Here is a 17080-nt window from a genome sequence, read left to right on the forward strand (position 1 = left end):
TTATCAAATGATGCAGCAGGTCAGAACATTCACCTTATGTCCGTCCTCTTAGCCCTGGTAATCTCTTTTGGATTCCAGCTCGGCAAGAATATCTTTGTCTTCTGCGTTATCCCTGGTCACTTTCTGAACGCCAATCGCGCTATACGAAATTAACAGAATAACCGCTATGTAATATCCCTTCACGTTTAATTGAAACGGAGCATTGTAAAGACCAATGAAGAACATCGCATACCCGATCACTAACCCGGCGATCGCCATACCTGTGAAAGCCGATGTATTCCTCATCCGGTGTTTTGGGTTTTCCTGGCGGATTTCTCTATCTTCCGTGTTGTCCCGGACAACCTTCTGCATCACGATGCAGCTAATCGTAATTAAGACCATACACAGCAGATAATACCCCTTCACGTTCAGTTCCCAGGTGTCGTTGTACACCCCAAGACAGAATAAGAACAGACCTGCAGCCAGAGCAAAATATGATGCCAATGTGAAAGCAGTGGTATTACGCTTGCGATAATGTTGATTCAAAAATGTTCCTCCCCCAGTGCAAAGTTAAATGGCATTCTTCCTTCTCCACTATACCGTGAAATATTGGTAAAATTCTACCTTAAAATACTTTTTCATGACAAATCTCGGCGCGTTTGCAGCAATTGTAGATTTTGGATTAACTACCTGCCTGGGAATCTATCGCCGCCCCTTTTCGGGTCGAAGCCATAAAACGTCATAACCTAGCTCACTTATAATATCTAGCCCGTCTTGGAACACTATAACGTTGTCACCTGTCCAGCCATTTTCCAGACCATACACTATGAAATCTCTAACGGTTCTTGGATGATGCAAATTATACTTTTCTGTAATGTTGATTTGTTTATTGTTCAAATCAACACCTACTAATATCGGGCTACCCAAAATAAGATCATCCCATGTGCAAAACTGAAAGGTACACGTCAAATTTCTAGAGTCCCGTAAAGATACCTTTAGAGAAATATTGCTTGTGTGCTTCTTATACGCATGATTAATAACATATATGTATTCCGTCCCGCCTACACTAATTTTTCTTGTTTTTCGCTTCATCGTCGCAACACCTATTGATTTTATTTTATTGAATCATGCTCATATATCTTGGTGGGCCGTCCCCATTCGAAGTTGTCCAGCCCTATTTCCCGGAATCCATACTTCTCATAAAAAAGGATATGGTCGGTTGTCAAATAAACCTTTTCATATCCTAATTGTCCAGCGGCCTTTCTGCCATGCTCCAGCATTAATGAACCGAGTGCATTCCCCCGCTCATTCCGGTCAATAAACAAGGGCGAAATCCAAGGCGACAGATCTTTCCGGGTTACATACTCCTGCTCAATCAGCTGATAAAATCCGATTAACACACCGTGTTTCAACAGTAAAAATGTCAGTGGTAAGCTATCCTTTGAGGTGATACTCTCTTGAATAACGGGAAGTACAACATTTTGTACTTTGGGCCACTGTCCTTTGACATATTCAGCAAGCTCATCTTGACGGTGAGGACACTCTTTTAGGGATTGAATATCTGGCATTGGACCGTCCTTTCTGCAATCAATTTTTAGGTTATAAGAATCCTGCATTGTATATTTTTACACATTTTAGGGAAAATAGAAAACTAAATATTGGCTATAGTTAAAGTATATAGATGGACGACGATTGGAACATTGGCTGATTGGTGATTGAACGCATTTATTGATGAGACGAGCGCAGCAGCGGGATTTTCTCCCTCTAAATTCTCATCGTGCGGGTTGTGACAGCCGCTAGTGGGATTTCCTCACTCTAATTCTTCCGATATAGCCCGAAAACAGCTTTTTCCGGGAAATTAGATGGACTTTTTCCATCTATAATCCAATTTCCACCGTAAACGATTTTGATAGATGGAACTTTTCCCTCTATAATCAAATTCCGAGACAGCTCCTGCTTCTTATTATATGGCTGATGATCCGAATATTGGTTTAGATTTGTTTGGTTTAGATTGGTTTTGGTATAGGTTAGTTTCGGAGCGCAGCAATCGAAATGACAAAAAAAAGCGTTTGCTGTATTAGCAAACGCTTCTTGCTGACTTACCCCACCTTGGCGAGGTGACGGGAGTAACGGAGGGAAAGTTTGGAGCTGGCGGAGCGTTAGCGACCGCCTTTGTTCTCGAATTCCCACCGCATAAGCGGTATAGAATCAAGGAATTCGAGAACAACAGCGGCCGGAAGCCCAAACCTTTCCCGTAGTTACGCCCGGTCACCGAGCACCAAGCTATTTTTTCGACGAATATTTCCGCATATCAAACGATACAGCCGCGATGATGATGAGACCTTTGATGATCAATTGATAGTAAGGGCTGATACCGATAAAGGTCAAACCGTAGTTAATGAGGGTGAAGATGATAACACCGACGAGAACGCCCGGAACTGTACCGATACCGCCTGTAGTGGATACGCCGCCGACTACGCAAGCCGCGATGGCATCAAGCTCGTACATGTTACCATAGTTGTTGGTAGCGCCGCCTGTTCTTGCTGCTTCAAGCACACCAGCCAGACCGTAAAGGGCACCAGCGATAGCGTAGATATAGATTAGGTTCTTGGAAACGTTGATACCGGAAACCTTAGCCGCCTGCATATTACCGCCGATGGCGTACATGTTTTTGCCGAGCTTGGTTTTATTGAATAGTACCCAGACAATTGCTGCGACGACGATCGCAATAATGACAATGTACGGAATGGAATATTGACCGCTGCCGATAAAACCGGAGCCGATCTTCGTGAAGTCAGGACGAAGTCCGCCGATAGGCTGCGATTGGTTCGGATCCATATCGAAGTACAGGGAGTTCACACCGTATACGATGAGCATTGTGCCCAGAGTGGCAATAAACGGAGGTACATTAAGCTTGGAAACAATGATACCGTTGATTAATCCGCAGAGGAGACCGGCTACGATTGCGATAGCAATTGGAAGCAGGACATGTACTTGCGGAAGATCCGGGAAGAAACGGCGGGAATAATCCGGAATTTGCAGCATCGATGCAGAGATAACGGCGGTGAAGCCGACCACGCGGCCTGCCGACAAGTCTGTACCTGCTGTAATGAGGATGAAGGCAACCCCCAGGGCAATAATGACGCGTGTTGAAGATTGAATCAGAACGTCACGCAAAGTGTTAATTGACATAAAGCTTGGTTCGTATACGATAATCCCCATGATGAGAATTACAAGTACAATGTAGATAGCGTTTTGGGTTATAAAAGATTGAGCTTTTTTAACGTTCATGAGTAGTGTTCCTCCTTAAGTGTTACGCGAAGTTTATCGTCTCTTTCGTGAGTTGAACCAGCTTTGCGGTTTGCAAAACTGTCTTCGCCGGTCTTTGTGTTACTCCTATCCTAATGCTGTGCGGCGAGACGCATAACTTCGGTTTCCGTAGCCTGGTCGCCTTCTAATATTCCTGTTAGCCGTCCTTCGGACATAACCATAACCCGGTCAGACATGCCCAGCAGCTCCGGCATTTCGGAAGAGATCATGATGATACTCTTGCCCTGCTTCGCCAAGTCAGCAATAATCGAATAAATCTCAAACTTTGCGCCGACATCAATCCCGCGGGTAGGTTCATCTAGCAGGAGAACTTCAGGCTCTGTCAGCAACCATCTGGCGAGCAGCACCTTCTGCTGGTTACCGCCGGAGAGATTCATGATCTGCACCTTGGTCGTTGGTGTCTTAGTACGGAGCTTTTCGATCATTTTATCGACTTCCGCCTTTTTCTTCTTGCCGTCAAGCAGGAAATAAGGCTTCTGATAACGGTCCAAATTGGCAATCGCACCATTCTCATGAACAGATAATACCGGGAAGATACCGGTTACACGGCGTTCCTCGGTCAGAAGAGCCAGCCCGTGCTTTTTGGCGTCCTGCGGTGAATTGATATTTACTTTCTTGCCGTCTATAGAGATACTGCCCGACTTAATTGCCCGCAGACCGAATAATGCTTCGATAACTTCAGTACGCTGTGCGCCTACGAGACCGCCGATCCCGAGAATTTCACCCCGCCGGAGATTAAAGGACACATCCTTAAAGGATCTTGGCTCCGGAGAAGTCAGTCCTTCTACCTTCAGATATACCTCGCCAGGAACATTGGTACGCTCTGGGAAACGGTTCGTCAGATCGCGTCCAACCATTCTGGAGATAATCAGGTCCGTTGTCAGTTCAGCAGACGGCCAGGTACCGATCTTTTTACCGTCACGCATGATCGTTACTTCATCAGAGATTTCGAGAATTTCTTCCATCTTATGGGATATATAGATAATAGCTACGCCTCTTTTTTGCAGATCCCGGATAATCCGGAATAAATGCTCTACTTCCACGCTTGTCAGGGAAGAGGTCGGCTCATCCATTACAATTACGCGGGAATGAAAAGAAACTGCCTTCGCGATTTCAATGGATTGGATTTTCGACACGGACAGCTTGCCTACCAAGGTTTCAGGATTCAGATCGATATCCAGATCCTTGAACAGACTTTCCGTATCCGCATACATTTTTTTGTGGTCAATAAATTGAATCGGCCCGATTCCCCTGGTCGGAAAACGTCCTAGCCAGATGTTCTCCATCACGCTCCGGAAAGGTACCGGATGCAGCTCCTGATGAATCATCGATATTCCATGCCCGAGGGCATCGTTGGAATTGGTAATGTTGGCCTTCTCGCCATCCAGAAAGATCTCACCGGCATCCGGTGAATAAATTCCAAAGAGACATTTCATTAAAGTCGATTTTCCTGCCCCGTTTTCGCCCATCAGTGCATGAACCGAACCCGGTCTAACTTTGAGGCTTACTCCGTCCAGCGCCTTAACGCCGGGGAATTCTTTAGTAATATTGTTCATTTCCAGCAAAAACTCAGCATTAGCCATGTTGTTACGCCCCCTACGCTTTTTTCTTTTTCCATGAGAGGCACAGCGGTTCCATCCTGTTCCCTACCCGTAAGGAATTCCGGGGAGCGATTTCACCCGCTCCCCGGTCATTATATTTATTTAGCAAACCTAGTGAATGTAGACGATTATTGAGCGTCAGCTACGTTGTCTTTAGTGATCTTTTTGTAGGAAATCCATACATATTGGTTGTCAGTGATGTCAAAGCCAACGTTTTCTTTGGTTGGAGTTTCACCTTTAGCCAGCAGGGATGCCAGTACGATTGCCGCTTTACCTTGGTTGTTGGCATCGTTCAGTACAGTTCCAAGCATGGTTCCGTCTTGCAGCGCTTGAACAGCTGGTGCAGTAGCGTCAACACCTACAACCGGCATGTATTTGTCACCAGTGAAGTAGCCTTGTGCTTTCAGTGCTTCAATTGCACCCAGTGCCATGTCATCGTTGTTAGCCAGAACAGCTTCAATCTTGTCGCCATGGGATCCCAGGAATGCAGCCATTTTTTCCTGTCCTTTTACGCGGTCCCACATTGCAGTATCTTCAGCCAGTTTCTCAACCTTGATGCCGGCATCTTCAATGGCTTGGATGGAGTAAGTGGTGCGAAGCTCAGCATCCTGGTGTCCAGGCTCGCCTTTAAGCATTACATATTGGAGCACGCCGTCGCCGTTTTTATCAGCTTCAGGGTGAGCTTTCCAGTAGTCAACGATCAGCTGGCCGGACATAGTGCCGGACTCTTCGGCTTTAGCGCCTACATAATAAACTTTGTCCCATTTCTTCATATCTTCTGGAAGCGGTTCGCGGTTCAGGAAGACAACCGGAATGTCAGCAGCTTTTGCTTTGTCGATGATAACGCCTGCAGCTGTACGGTCAACCGGGTTGATCAGCATGCCGTCGTATTTCTTAGTAACAAACAGGTCAACCTTGTCATTCTGTGTAGGCTGTGAGTTTTGGCTGTCTACGATATCTACTGTTGCAATTCCTTTAGCAGCAGCATCGATCGCGTTACGAACGCCTGTCATGAAGGTATCATCAAATTTGTAAATGGCTACACCGACTTTTGGAGTTTCGGTACTGCCGGAGTTTGCTGTGTTAGTTGCCGCGTTGCCGGCTGGAGCATTCGTTGCTGTATTTTCAGCATTGTTGTTATTGCCACCGCAGCCTGCCAAAGCAGCACCGAGTAATGCACTAGCAAGTAAAACGGAAGTGAGTTTTTTCATTATTAAATGACCTCCTGGTGATGTTTCTTTTTTTATTGTGCACCGTGTCTCAGGTACATCCTTATTATGCCCCAGATGAAAACGGTTGCGAATACAAAATACTACTCTCTTTTATGAAAATTCTAATGTTATAAAAATTCTATCTTACGAAGGGAAACAGCAGTTTCTGGTTCTCCGGGTACAGCATATTGTCGAGATCGATCAGCTTTGTCCCGGTATCTACACGTTCCGGCACTTCGATTCCCTCCAGCGCTTCCACCGCATATTTTACCGCCAGATAGCCGTTGCTGAACGGATTCTGAATGACAGTAGCCTGAACGGTGCCGTCCTGCAGCAACTCCAGCATCGACGGAGAGCTGTCAAAGGCGACCATTTTAATTAGACTGTTAAGTCCCAGACTTTGTATCACTTTTCCCGCTCCCTGTGACGCTGTCTCATTCAATGTAGCGATTCCCCGCAGGTCAGGGTGATTCTCCAGCATTTGCCGGGTCAGCTCCTCCGCCTCAGCAGTGCTGGAAGAGGTATAGGAGATCTGCACAACATGAATATTCGGATAACGGGCCGCATAATTCAAAAATCCTTTCTCCCGTTCGTCCGCATCCCGTGCCCCGTAATCAATAGAAGCACTGTTAGACTTCTGATCCTGTAAAGAGGCGCTGGTAAAATTGAGAATACCGATCTCACCCGATCCGTTCAGCAGATTAATCAGCCGTTCAGCGGATTTCTGCCCGGCCTCATAACTGTTCGATCCGACATAGGTACGCACACGCGCAGAACCGACCTCTGCATCGACGGAAATCACAGGAATTTTATAATAGGCGGCCTGATCTACAACCTGGGCCAATCCCATATAGCTGCTGGCAGCGAGGATGATGGCATCCGCACGCAGGTTAATCGAATCCTCCACCATCGCGATCTGCTCATCTATTTCGCTTTCCGAATCCGGCGCTTTGAAGGTCAGCTTCACATTGAATTCCTTCGCGGCAGCTTCAGCACCCAGCTTCACCGTGTTCCAGTAATCGCCCTTGTTCATCTTCACAATCATGTGGATATTGCGTGTTTTGTTCGTAGTGATATAAACAGGTGCTCTGTTGAAGCAGGAGGTGACCGTCAGCCAGACCAGAGCGCACATCAATAATGTCAGCACTAATCGTTTTGTCTTCAAGACGTTTCCCCTCCCGCGGTATTCTCTTGACCTTCATTCTGTCCAATAGCCGGGAAGATGATCGTAATCGTTGTCCCTTCCTCCAGCTCACTTTCAAAAGTGAGGCCGAATTCCCGCCCGTAATACAGACCGATCCGTTCATTCACATTGCGTACTCCGACGCCGGAGCCGCCGGCACTCTTACTGCCGCCGTTTAGGATATTATGAAGTGTTTCTTTGGACATCCCGATGCCATTATCGCTGATCCGGATCACGATCAGGTTGTCCTGCAGCTCCGCGCTGATAAGGATGAGTCCTTCATCCGGCGACATTTCAATACCATGATAAAGGGCATTTTCCACAATGGGCTGCAAAATCAGCTTAATCGTCTGTAACGGAAGTACTTCATCCTGCGCTTTAATCTCAAAGCGGAATTTGTTTTTGAAACGGAAGCTCTGGATCACCAGGTAATGGCGGATATGATCCAATTCTTCCTGTACTGTAATGATATTATTCCCCTTGCTCAGACTGATCCGGAAAAACTTAGAGAGGGACTGGATCATCGTGATGACTTCTTCATTTTTTCCCCGCTCGGCAAGCCGGATGACAGAATTCAGCGTATTATACAAAAAGTGTGGATTGATCTGTGACTGCAGCACTTCCAGCTCACCTTTGCGTTTCGTCTCCTGCTCATAGATAATCTGATCCATCAGCTGGCGGATCCGCTGCAGCATCAGATTAAAGCGTCTCGACAGCTGCTCGACCTCATAAGCGCCGCTGACATTGATCGGGGTATTGAGATCCCCTTCGCCCACCTGCTTGACGGTTCGCTCCAGCTTGCGGATGGGACTTGCAATCAGCCAGGACAGGAATACGGAAACAGCAATGGCGCAGAGAATGACAGCCGCCAGAAACCAGAACAGAAACTGGTTCAGATCGCGTTTGGTCGTTACAATCTCATCGTAATAGGCAACGCCAACGATTTTCCAGCCGGTTTCTTCCAGGGTCCGCACAGTAATAAAGCGCTTCTCACCCGTTGATTCATCCAGATAGCTGCGGAAGGAATAGGCAAGCACCGGCTCGACATTCTCATATTTCAGGCCGGCATAAATCAGCTGCTGCTGCGGATGATATACGATATTCCCCAGGGAATCGAGGATGTAAGCGTAACCTCTTTTCCCGAGTTTAACCTGGCGACTGAGCTGGTCGATGGTGCGGAAGTTAAAATCGATCAGCAGAATCCCGCGCTTCAGCTCCCCGTTCTCCTTGTACTCTATCATCTTACTGATTGAAACCACCCAGTTGTACTGGCCTTTGAACAAATTCTGGATATGCGGTGCAGAATAGGAAATGTCCGTGGTTTTTTGGGCATTCGTAAACCAGCTTTGACTTTGCAGCTGTGTATTGACCCGCATGTTCTGTCCTGGTGTGCCGGTAACATATCTCCCTTGCGGGGTGAATAAAGCTATGGATACCAGGTCCTCCCGGCTGCTCATCAGCGTATCCATCCGTTCATAGAGCAGCGGTGAGTCAATGGAGGGGCTTGTCGTAACTTGTTCCTCGGCCGTTTCAAAGATATTGCTCATGCCCTTCACATACAGCTCCAGATTATAATTGACCTGCTCGATAATCTGCTGCATATTCAGGTTGGCGTTCTCCTCCGCGGTTTTAGCAAATTTGTTGTACAGCATGGAGCTGACTATTACTGCAACAAGTACGGCTACTGCCGTAAAAGAGAGCGTAATAATCAGCTGAATGCTGCGCAGCTTAGCGGACAGGCGGATTCTGCCGCGTGTACCGGGCTGCGGCCGCAGCGGAAAGAAATAAGCCTTTGATTTGGTCATGGCTAACCTCCCCGGGCGCTGTTCTTATATTCTTTAGGCGATTGGCCATATTTCTTGCGGAAACAGAAGCTGAAGTAATTCGGATCGGCAAAACCGATTTTTTCGGCGATTTCGAAAGCTTTGAGCTCCGTGGAGCGCAGCAGCTCCTTAGCCGCCTCTAGACGGATCTGCAGCAGATAGCTGACAAAGGTCATTTTCATCTCTTTTTTGAAAATACTGCTAAAATATCCCGTGCTGATATGCAGATGCTGGCAGACCCTGCCGATAGATATATCTGATTCCTCGTAATGGCTGCGGATATATTCCTTAGCCTGATCAATGAGCTGCTTATAGCTGGACTGCCGCCCGGAGGCAATAGAATCCATCAGTCCGGTACATACATTAATAATCCACTGTTTGGCTTCGCCCATATTGTTGAATTTATTCATATCCGTAAGTGTAGCCATGTTAGGAACCATAAAATCAGCGGTCTCGCTGCCTGACTCCTTGGCTACACGCAGAATCGAGGTAATAATCTCCAGCAGAAAAATCTGATAATCCTGTGTAGAGACATGGGCCGTATCAAGTCCTCCGAACAGCTCGTCCATGACCTCCTTCAGTTCCTGTACCGTCCCGAGCTTAATCGTACGGATCAGCGATTGCTGTGTCAGCTCATCGAAGACCAGCATCTGATTGGATCTCGATTCAACGTCTTCAATCCAGATCACTCTATTGTTGCCGAGAATTAACCGGTAATCCAGCGCCTGCATTGCATCAGAGAAGGAGTTAAACAGCATGGATGCAGACTGGCATACCGTCCCGGCCCCCGCTGTAACCGTCAGCTTCAGAAAGTGCTGTACATTCTGGCGGATCTCTTCAAGGATGGCGAAGGTATGGCCGGTAATTTCCGTTTCGTCCGGCTCTTTGCTGACCGAGAGAAGCACAACTTCATCCCGGTGGATGAAGACTCTGCCGGTGCCATGCTTCTGGCATATCTCCTCGGCAATATTGAGGATAGCGAACAGCTGCAGATTATGGTCGCCGGTATCACGCAACGATACAGGCCGCCCCGCAGCAGCCTCCCGGCTCTGCCCCGTACGGATATAGTCAATGCTGATCACTGAAGCCTGAAATTGCTTCCCGTCAAGGTTAATGCCGTATTCCGCGCTCTTATCAGTGATCTCCTGGAGCGGTAGCCGGCGGGACACCAATGAGGAAAGAAACTGCTCCCGCAGCACAGGCAGACTCTTGCGGTAATGCTCGCTAAGCACATACACATTTTCCTTCTCAGCGATTTCCGCCTCAATGGTTGCCTTTACCTTAAGCAGAACATCAATCAGCTCCTGTGATGAGAACGGTTTCAGGATATACTCATCGATCTGCAGCTTTATCGCCTTCTGGGCATATTCGAATTCATCATAACCGGTCAGGATAATGATCTTCGTGTTAGGATGACGGGCGCGAATCCATTCCGCCAGCTGAAGCCCGTTCATAAACGGCATCTGAATGTCAGTAACAACTACGTCCGGCAGCAGGCGGTCAATGGCTTCTGTCGCCTCACGCCCGTTTTCGGCCGAGTCCACCACTTCAAAGCCATACTTCGCCCAATCAATCTGGGCAATAATGCCTTCCCTTACATCTTCTTCATCTTCGGCAAGAATTAATTTATACATGCTTCATCCCTCTTCGGATAATGTTATAGATATTCTAAAACCATTCTAGCACCCTGCCAGCTTTCGTTGGATAAGCAGAGGCTTTATTATCCGCCAGCATGACCTTTAGGGTACGGTTCCCGGAGCGTATAATATACGCCGCCTGATTCACGCCCCTCTATCCCTGTTTAAATAAACATGTCTGCAAATACAGCGGGCATTTCACTATAATATTAGTCTGTCCGTTTGGCAAGGGTCAACTTTAAGAATGCACATAATGGCTCTATCCCTTACATAGTTGAACATAAAAAAAACCATCCCGTAAGACCGGGATGGGGATGATTGCACGTATAAGATTTACAGCAGGGCTTTGCTGAAGCGGTAGCCTGCGCTTTTCTCGAATCCGATATGACGGTAAAAAGCATGTGCCGGCGCGCGTTCAACGCGGTTGCCGCTTCTTAGGAACAGCTGGCAGCAGCCATTCTGGCGGGCCCAATCTTCTGCTGCGGAGACCAATCTTTTGCCAAGGCCGTTCCCTCTAAGTTCCTCTGATACGATCAGCGCGGTAATTTCCGTAATACAGTCTGCTTGCTTGTAATAGGATTTCACCTGCCGAAGATCAATCATTCCCACAACTTCGTTGTCCAGTTCTGCAACCAGTGTGCAATGGAACGGATTATGCTCCATGCCTTCCATTCTCTCTTTCATCACGCTAAGCGTTGTCGGATAGCCGAATTCCCGCAACAGGGCTGTAACTCTCTCCAGATCACTTGTGCCCCATTTGCGAATTTGCAGTACTTGCTCCTGAGTACTACTGTTCATCCCCATATACCTCCACTTTTAGCATAGACGCTGCCTGTTTGGCCGCCGTCCGCGCGATTTGTACATCTTCCGCGGCACTTAGAGTCACTGCCATCCGCCGTCCCGGGCGAATTTCAGGTTTACCGAATACCCTTACCTGCGTGCGTGGAAACGCCAGCGCTTCACTGATGCCGGTTATGGCAAAAGCTTGTCCGGCCTCTTCCGCTTTCAGGGTAGCCGATGCTCCCGGTGTCAAAAGCTGCACCGAATCCAGCGGAAATCCAAGAATGGCTCTGACATGCAGAGCAAATTCCGATAAATCCTGTGTGATCATGGTCACCATACCGGTATCATGGGGTCTCGGCGATACCTCGCTGAACAATACACCCTGATCCGTTAGAAACAGTTCGACTCCGAAAATACCGAGTCCCCCAAGCTGATCCGTCACGGCTCTGGCGATGGACTGGGCTTCGGCCAGCTGCGCTTCACTCATGTGATGCGGCTGCCAGGACTCCACATAATCGCCGTCCTTCTGGATATGGCCAATGGGAGGACAGAATACCGTACCGCTTACCGAACGGACCGTAAGCAGTGTAATCTCACTCTCAAAGGTTACGAATCCTTCAACAATAACACGGGTTCCTTTGGCGCGGGCGCCTTCAAGCGCCGTATTCCAGCAGTCTTCCGCATCCTCAGGTTTCCGGCAAATGCTCTGGCCTTTACCGGAGGAACTCATAATCGGCTTAATCACACAAGGTGTGCCGAGTTCTTCCACCGCAAGGCGCAGCTCTTCCAGACTATCAGCGAACCGGTAAGCCGCCGTTGGTAAGCCAAGCTCTTCGGCAGCAAGCCGCCGGATGCCTTCGCGGTCCATAGTCAGCCGGGCTGCACGGGCAGTAGGAACGACAACGAATCCTTCCGCCTCCAGTTCCAGGAGTGCATGTGTGGCAATCGCCTCAATCTCCGGCACAATGAGGTCCGGCTTCTCGGCGCGGATAAGCGTCTTAAGTGCCTCCGCGTCAAGCATATCGATAACATAGGAACGATGAGCCACGCCCATCGCAGGTGCATCTTGATAACGATCCACAGCTACGGTCTCTACGCCAAGGCGCTGAGCTTCGATAATGACTTCCTTACCCAATTCGCCACTGCCCAGGAGCAGCAGCTTACGGCTTTGGGCTGAAAAAGGAGCTCCCCACATTGTCGATTCCAACCTCTTTCGCAAATTTGACTGCTGTATTTTCTTTGTTTCTGTAAACGCAGCAGTTTCATTGTAAATTTCCAGGCTTCTTTATTTTCTTCCATTAACGGCTAATTTGCAAGTGTTCTTCGACATTTTCCTACAAACTTCACAGATCATTGTCCACGATATCGTCGAATGAATGTTCAAGACGGCGCAATTGTAAAGCAACTTCGCTCCAATGCTCCGCAGAATCACCTCCTCTCAGCAGTTCTGACATGGCCTCTTCCCGCTCGTTTAACTCTTCGCGCAGTCTGTCTGCTGCCCGTCCTAGTGCCTTCTCCAGAGCATCCGCATAGAAATCCAGCAGCAGCTTCTCCTGCACTGCTGCCGCCCCGGCGACAGCCTCTTTCAGCAGCGGCTCGGCTTCAGCGCGCAGCTCAGACCGGCCCGGCCCCTCGAAGAAATAGCGGGGGGATTTGAAGCAGCTCCAGAGCGACAGCCAGTCAAGCGGATTCCAAGAAGCTTCCAGCGTATCCGGTGATGGCCACTCATCCTTCTCATTCTCCAGGAACTGCAATTCCTGCGGAGAAATAGACAGTTCCTCTGCTGCAGACTGAACAGCCAGTTGGACGAACCGGTGTCCTGCTGCTTCGAGCCGCAGCGTGGTTGCCCACAATTCCTGCTCCAGTTCCCGCTGCAGGGTACGCTCCAGCTCTCTGCCGCAGGCGGTGAAGATGTCTTTCAAGTTGCGGGCATCTTCACGCAGCAGCGATGGATGGAAGGATTCCTGGAAGAACCGTCCCAAGGCGAAGCCGATCCGCTGCCGGACATGATACAGCAGTTCCTCCCCTTCACGCCGCAGATCACGGACAGGCCTTGCTTCTGCTGCAAGCAGCATGAGCCGCTTCCCGACTGCAGCTTTACGCTCCTGCAGCTCCTGCATGCCTGCTTCCCGCCGCCCAGCCTCCATGGCAGCGAGCTCCTGCCATTCTGTTGCCCGCAGACGGACAGCGGTTATGCTCTCCCTCGCTGCGGCCAGCGAAAGCTGCGGCAGTTCGCCGCCGGCGAATTGTGCCAGCGCATCTTCGAAACTCCGGAACCGGGACGCGTCATATCTGTCCCGATCCCTCCCTGTCTTGCCTTCCAGCGCCAGCAGACTCGAGAGGGCATAAATGCGCGGCGAGGTTAGCCCGCCGGCCCGTAGGTTCTGCGCGACATGCTTTTTAACCTCCTCCAGCTCCTCTTTATTACTTGCCAGATCAGAGGCATTGATAATGAAGAACATTTTATCCAGCGCAAAGCTGTCCTTGATTCTGCCCAGCTGGGCCAGAAGACCACGGTCCGCCTTGGAGAAGGCATGATTGTAATAGGTCACGAAACAAATGGCATCTGCATTTTTCATGTAGCCAAACGTCACGCCGGTATGCCGCGCATGCAGAGAATCTGCTCCCGGCGTATCGACGAGCACAATGCCGCTAGCGGTAAGCGGACAGTCATAATACAGGTCAGTCCCCTGGATAAAGCAAGCCTGTGTCTCATCTGCGACCAGACTGCGGTACTCCTGCAGATCGACCGTGCGGACCGTACCCAGCAGGCCCTCCGCCTTCTTCCACCCTGCCGCTGCGGCCCGCAGGAATCCGACATGCGGCAGAGCCGATGGATGCAGTCCGCTGACCTGCAGGCCTGCGGCAGCCGCAGTCCAGGATTGCCGCTGCGGCGGCGCCAGCTGCAGCACACCAAAGGAATGGAGAATATCTTCCCAGAATTCCTCAGCCGATTTCATCGTCACCACGGCTGTAGCATGGCGGAACCCGCCCTCCGGCGCAAGAATCCGCCCCACGGCGGCCGTGGCGGGATGCGGAGACACGGGCAGCACGTCTTCGCCAAGCAGCGCATTGGCGAACGAGGATTTGCCGGCGCTGAACGCTCCGAACAGCGCCATCGTAAAGCGGCCGCCGGCGAGATCCGCCGCCCGCGCCGCCAGGCTGCGCGCCACCGAAGCCATCGCCGGCTCGCCGCGCAGCAGCTCTACCGCAGCGTTCAGCACCGCTGCGGCCTCCCCCAGCCTGCGGCGTCCGCCCGCAGGCGTTGCCCCCGCCGCCCAGCCTTCGGCGGCGGGGCCTTGGGTGCCAGCCGCGGCGCCTTGCTGCGGCTGGGCTTCACGCGGCGCTGCGCTAGGCGCGGCCGCGGTTGCCCACACCCCCCGCACCCAGCCGGGGGCGAGGGTGCGGCAGAAATTAAGCAGCGCCTCGCCGCCAGTCCCCGTTCCCGGCTTCACTGCAGCCGCCAGCCACTCCCGGCTCACCGCCGGGAGGCTGTCCTTCAGCCGGGCTTCGGCCCCCTCTTCCCACAGGCCGAGGGCTTCTGCCCATTCCCTGACCAGTTGAAGAATATGCCAGTCCAGCTGGCCCGAAATCTCCCGGTTCTGCAGCGCGTGCCAGGAGACAAGCCGGTTCGCCTGCTCCTTCTCCCGCTTGGCGGCAGTGAACAGGAGACCTCGTCGGAAGCCGGGGGCACAGCTCTCAATATAAGCCCCGGCAGCCTCTCTAACATCTGCAGGCATAAGATTGCTGTTGCCCAGCAGGGAGTCAAGTCCGCTGCGTAGGCTTCCCCTGGCCTGGCCGGGCAGCTCTGCCAATTCATCCCTTTCTGTGGCGCAGGCAGCGATTTCCCGCTGCACCGCAGCTTCATTTGCCCCCTCTGCTTCTTCGAGCAGCGGCTCCCGTTCTTCCCGCTGTTCTTCATGATAAGCAGCCATCAGCGTATCTGCGATATGATGTGCAGATCGGGACAAGCTGTATTGCAGCAGTTCCTCCCGCTGCTCCAGTAGCCGGGTAATCAGGCTTAATAATTCATCCCACTGGTTCAGCGGATGCGCCTGCACCTTGAGCGAAGTAAACAGCAGTCCCGCTGCCTGAATTCCCCAAGATTCGAAAGCGCTTTCCAATTGCTGCCGGTAGGCTTCGATAGTAATTTCCTGCTCACGGTGCTTGTCGATCTGATTGACAATAAGATACAGCGGTTTTCCCCAATCACTGAGATTTTTGGCGAAAGCCAAATTATTCTCCGACTGTACATGATTGTAGTCCATCACATAGAACACTACATCAGCCAGATGCAGCGCCGAACGTGTCGCCGCCTGGTGCCCGTCATCCGTGGAATCGACACCAGGAGTATCCATCAGCACGCCATGAGCTCCAAGCAATGGAACCGTTTCCCATACCTCAATTGCCGAATACTCATTACCGCTGCGGCAATATTCCTGCAGCCGGTCAGGAGTCGTCTCCCAAGGAACCTGCTTATCTGTGACAGGATACAACAATACACGCGGCGCCCCGCTGCGGATGGATACCACATTTGCGCTTGTGGGTATAGGTCCGGAAGGCAGCACTTCACTGCCGCACAGCCTGTTGATCATGCTCGATTTCCCTGCAGAGAAATGCCCGCAAAAGGCAAGCGTCAGCTCATGCCTTTGTTCCTTAACCTGCAAATCAGCAATCACCCGGGACGTTTCCCGTTCGCCCCACTGATCCATTAATGATTTAAGCGATGTCAGCCCTGATTCCTTTATCTGCTCCAGCTTCGCTGGTTCTGCTCGCACAAACGTCCACCTCCGCCGTCTTCTATAATGTCTTTACACCTATATCTATGTACTTCTCCGCTGATATGGCCGCTAAATTCGGGACCATTTTACATTTTCTTCCTCATTAATATTTAAAAACCGTTATCTTTAAATTTAAAGTGTACAAGAATATCTTCATTCTATCACCAGTTTGTCATAAATCAAATAATCACAGATTACAAAAACAGCTATAATCCCTTACAAAATTCACTTATTGTAAACTTTCCGGGGATACTCTTGACAATGCAAAACATTGCAGCCGAACAACTGACCGATTCGGCGTACTACATCCTGTTGGCCTTATTTTCTCCTAAACACGGTTACGCGATAATGAAGTATATCGAAGAGCTTACAGACGGAGAGGTCAAGATCGGACCGGCAACGCTTTATACCTTAATCAAGAAGATGCAGAAAACCAATTATATATTACTGAATGAGGACGAGGATGAGCGGAGATTAAGAATGGCACGGCACGGGCATGCCGCAATCCATACTTTGAAGGAGGAAGGATTACATGAAGAACGTCCGGCTGCTTCAGAATTTTTCCTTTGTGGCCCTTATGCTGTGCGTCACGGTACTGGTACCCTCCCTAATGGTCAATATTGCTTATTCTTTAAGGCTGAGATCATTCTCGTCATAGCACTCAAGTTAGAGAGAATAATCATCCTTTCCACTAGCCATGCTCCACAAAAAAGAGCCGCCCCTAAAGGGACGGCTCTTTGAGTAGAATAATA

General features: G+C 50.1%; 12 protein-coding genes and 1 pseudogene. 1 reads left to right on the forward strand and 12 read right to left on the reverse strand.

Annotated features, from left to right (window positions below):
* Positions 1 to 48 precede the first annotated feature (48 nt).
* From L6H70_RS28790 to L6H70_RS07640, 12 genes and pseudogenes are all read right to left on the reverse strand, one after another.
* Positions 49 to 351 (reverse strand): YiaA/YiaB family inner membrane protein, encoded by a 303-nt coding sequence (locus L6H70_RS28790; protein ID WP_423802809.1) that lies wholly within the window; start codon positions 349 to 351, stop codon positions 49 to 51.
* Positions 343 to 525 (reverse strand): annotated as a pseudogene (locus L6H70_RS28795) (YiaA/YiaB family inner membrane protein); the annotation flags it as partial. The pseudogene L6H70_RS28795 and the gene L6H70_RS28790, both read right to left, overlap by 9 nt.
* A gap of 566 nt (positions 526 to 1091) precedes the next feature.
* The gene (locus tag L6H70_RS07595; RefSeq protein WP_236331531.1) at positions 1092 to 1547 is read right to left on the reverse strand and encodes a GNAT family N-acetyltransferase; all 456 of its coding nucleotides are present in this window, start codon (positions 1545 to 1547) and stop codon (positions 1092 to 1094) included.
* A gap of 715 nt (positions 1548 to 2262) precedes the next feature.
* A complete protein-coding gene (gene mglC / locus L6H70_RS07600) occupies positions 2263 to 3270 on the reverse strand; it encodes a galactose/methyl galactoside ABC transporter permease MglC (protein WP_236331533.1) in 1008 nt (335 codons plus the stop codon).
* A 110-nt stretch (positions 3271 to 3380) separates the two neighbouring features.
* On the reverse strand, positions 3381 to 4892 hold the full coding sequence (locus L6H70_RS07605; RefSeq protein ID WP_236331536.1) for a sugar ABC transporter ATP-binding protein: 1512 nt from the start codon (positions 4890 to 4892) through the stop codon (positions 3381 to 3383).
* A 146-nt stretch (positions 4893 to 5038) separates the two neighbouring features.
* The gene (locus L6H70_RS07610) at positions 5039 to 6124 is read right to left on the reverse strand and encodes a galactose ABC transporter substrate-binding protein (protein WP_370656275.1); all 1086 of its coding nucleotides are present in this window, start codon (positions 6122 to 6124) and stop codon (positions 5039 to 5041) included.
* Positions 6125 to 6260: 136 nt separating this feature from the next.
* Positions 6261 to 7286 (reverse strand): substrate-binding domain-containing protein, encoded by a 1026-nt coding sequence (locus tag L6H70_RS07615; protein WP_236331539.1) that lies wholly within the window; start codon positions 7284 to 7286, stop codon positions 6261 to 6263.
* Positions 7283 to 9109, reverse strand: a complete 1827-nt coding sequence (locus L6H70_RS07620) for a sensor histidine kinase (RefSeq protein ID WP_236331541.1) — start codon at positions 9107 to 9109, stop codon at positions 7283 to 7285. The genes L6H70_RS07615 and L6H70_RS07620 overlap by 4 nt, the downstream gene beginning before the upstream one ends.
* Positions 9110 to 9111: 2 nt before the next feature.
* Positions 9112 to 10761 carry a response regulator gene (locus L6H70_RS07625; RefSeq protein ID WP_236331544.1) on the reverse strand — a complete coding sequence of 550 codons (1650 nt, stop codon included), beginning with the start codon at positions 10759 to 10761 and terminating at the stop codon, positions 9112 to 9114.
* 336 nt (positions 10762 to 11097) lie between these two features.
* The gene (locus tag L6H70_RS07630; RefSeq protein WP_236331546.1) at positions 11098 to 11562 is read right to left on the reverse strand and encodes a GNAT family N-acetyltransferase; all 465 of its coding nucleotides are present in this window, start codon (positions 11560 to 11562) and stop codon (positions 11098 to 11100) included.
* Positions 11552 to 12742, reverse strand: coding sequence for a formate-dependent phosphoribosylglycinamide formyltransferase (purT, locus tag L6H70_RS07635; protein WP_236333192.1), 1191 nt, complete (start codon positions 12740 to 12742; stop codon positions 11552 to 11554). Before purT ends, L6H70_RS07630 begins: the two co-directional genes overlap by 11 nt.
* Before the next feature lie 148 nt (positions 12743 to 12890).
* The gene (locus L6H70_RS07640; protein ID WP_236331548.1) at positions 12891 to 16325 is read right to left on the reverse strand and encodes a dynamin family protein; all 3435 of its coding nucleotides are present in this window, start codon (positions 16323 to 16325) and stop codon (positions 12891 to 12893) included.
* 264 nt (positions 16326 to 16589) lie between these two features.
* On the opposite strand from L6H70_RS07640, the gene L6H70_RS07645 reads away from it, so the two are divergent.
* Positions 16590 to 17069: a PadR family transcriptional regulator gene (locus tag L6H70_RS07645; protein ID WP_236331550.1), complete on the forward strand. Its 480-nt coding sequence runs from the start codon at positions 16590 to 16592 to the stop codon at positions 17067 to 17069.
* Positions 17070 to 17080 lie beyond the last annotated feature (11 nt).

It is taken from the genome of Paenibacillus auburnensis (assembly GCF_927798115.1).
Lineage (GTDB): Bacteria > Bacillota > Bacilli > Paenibacillales > Paenibacillaceae > Paenibacillus_AQ > Paenibacillus_AQ auburnensis.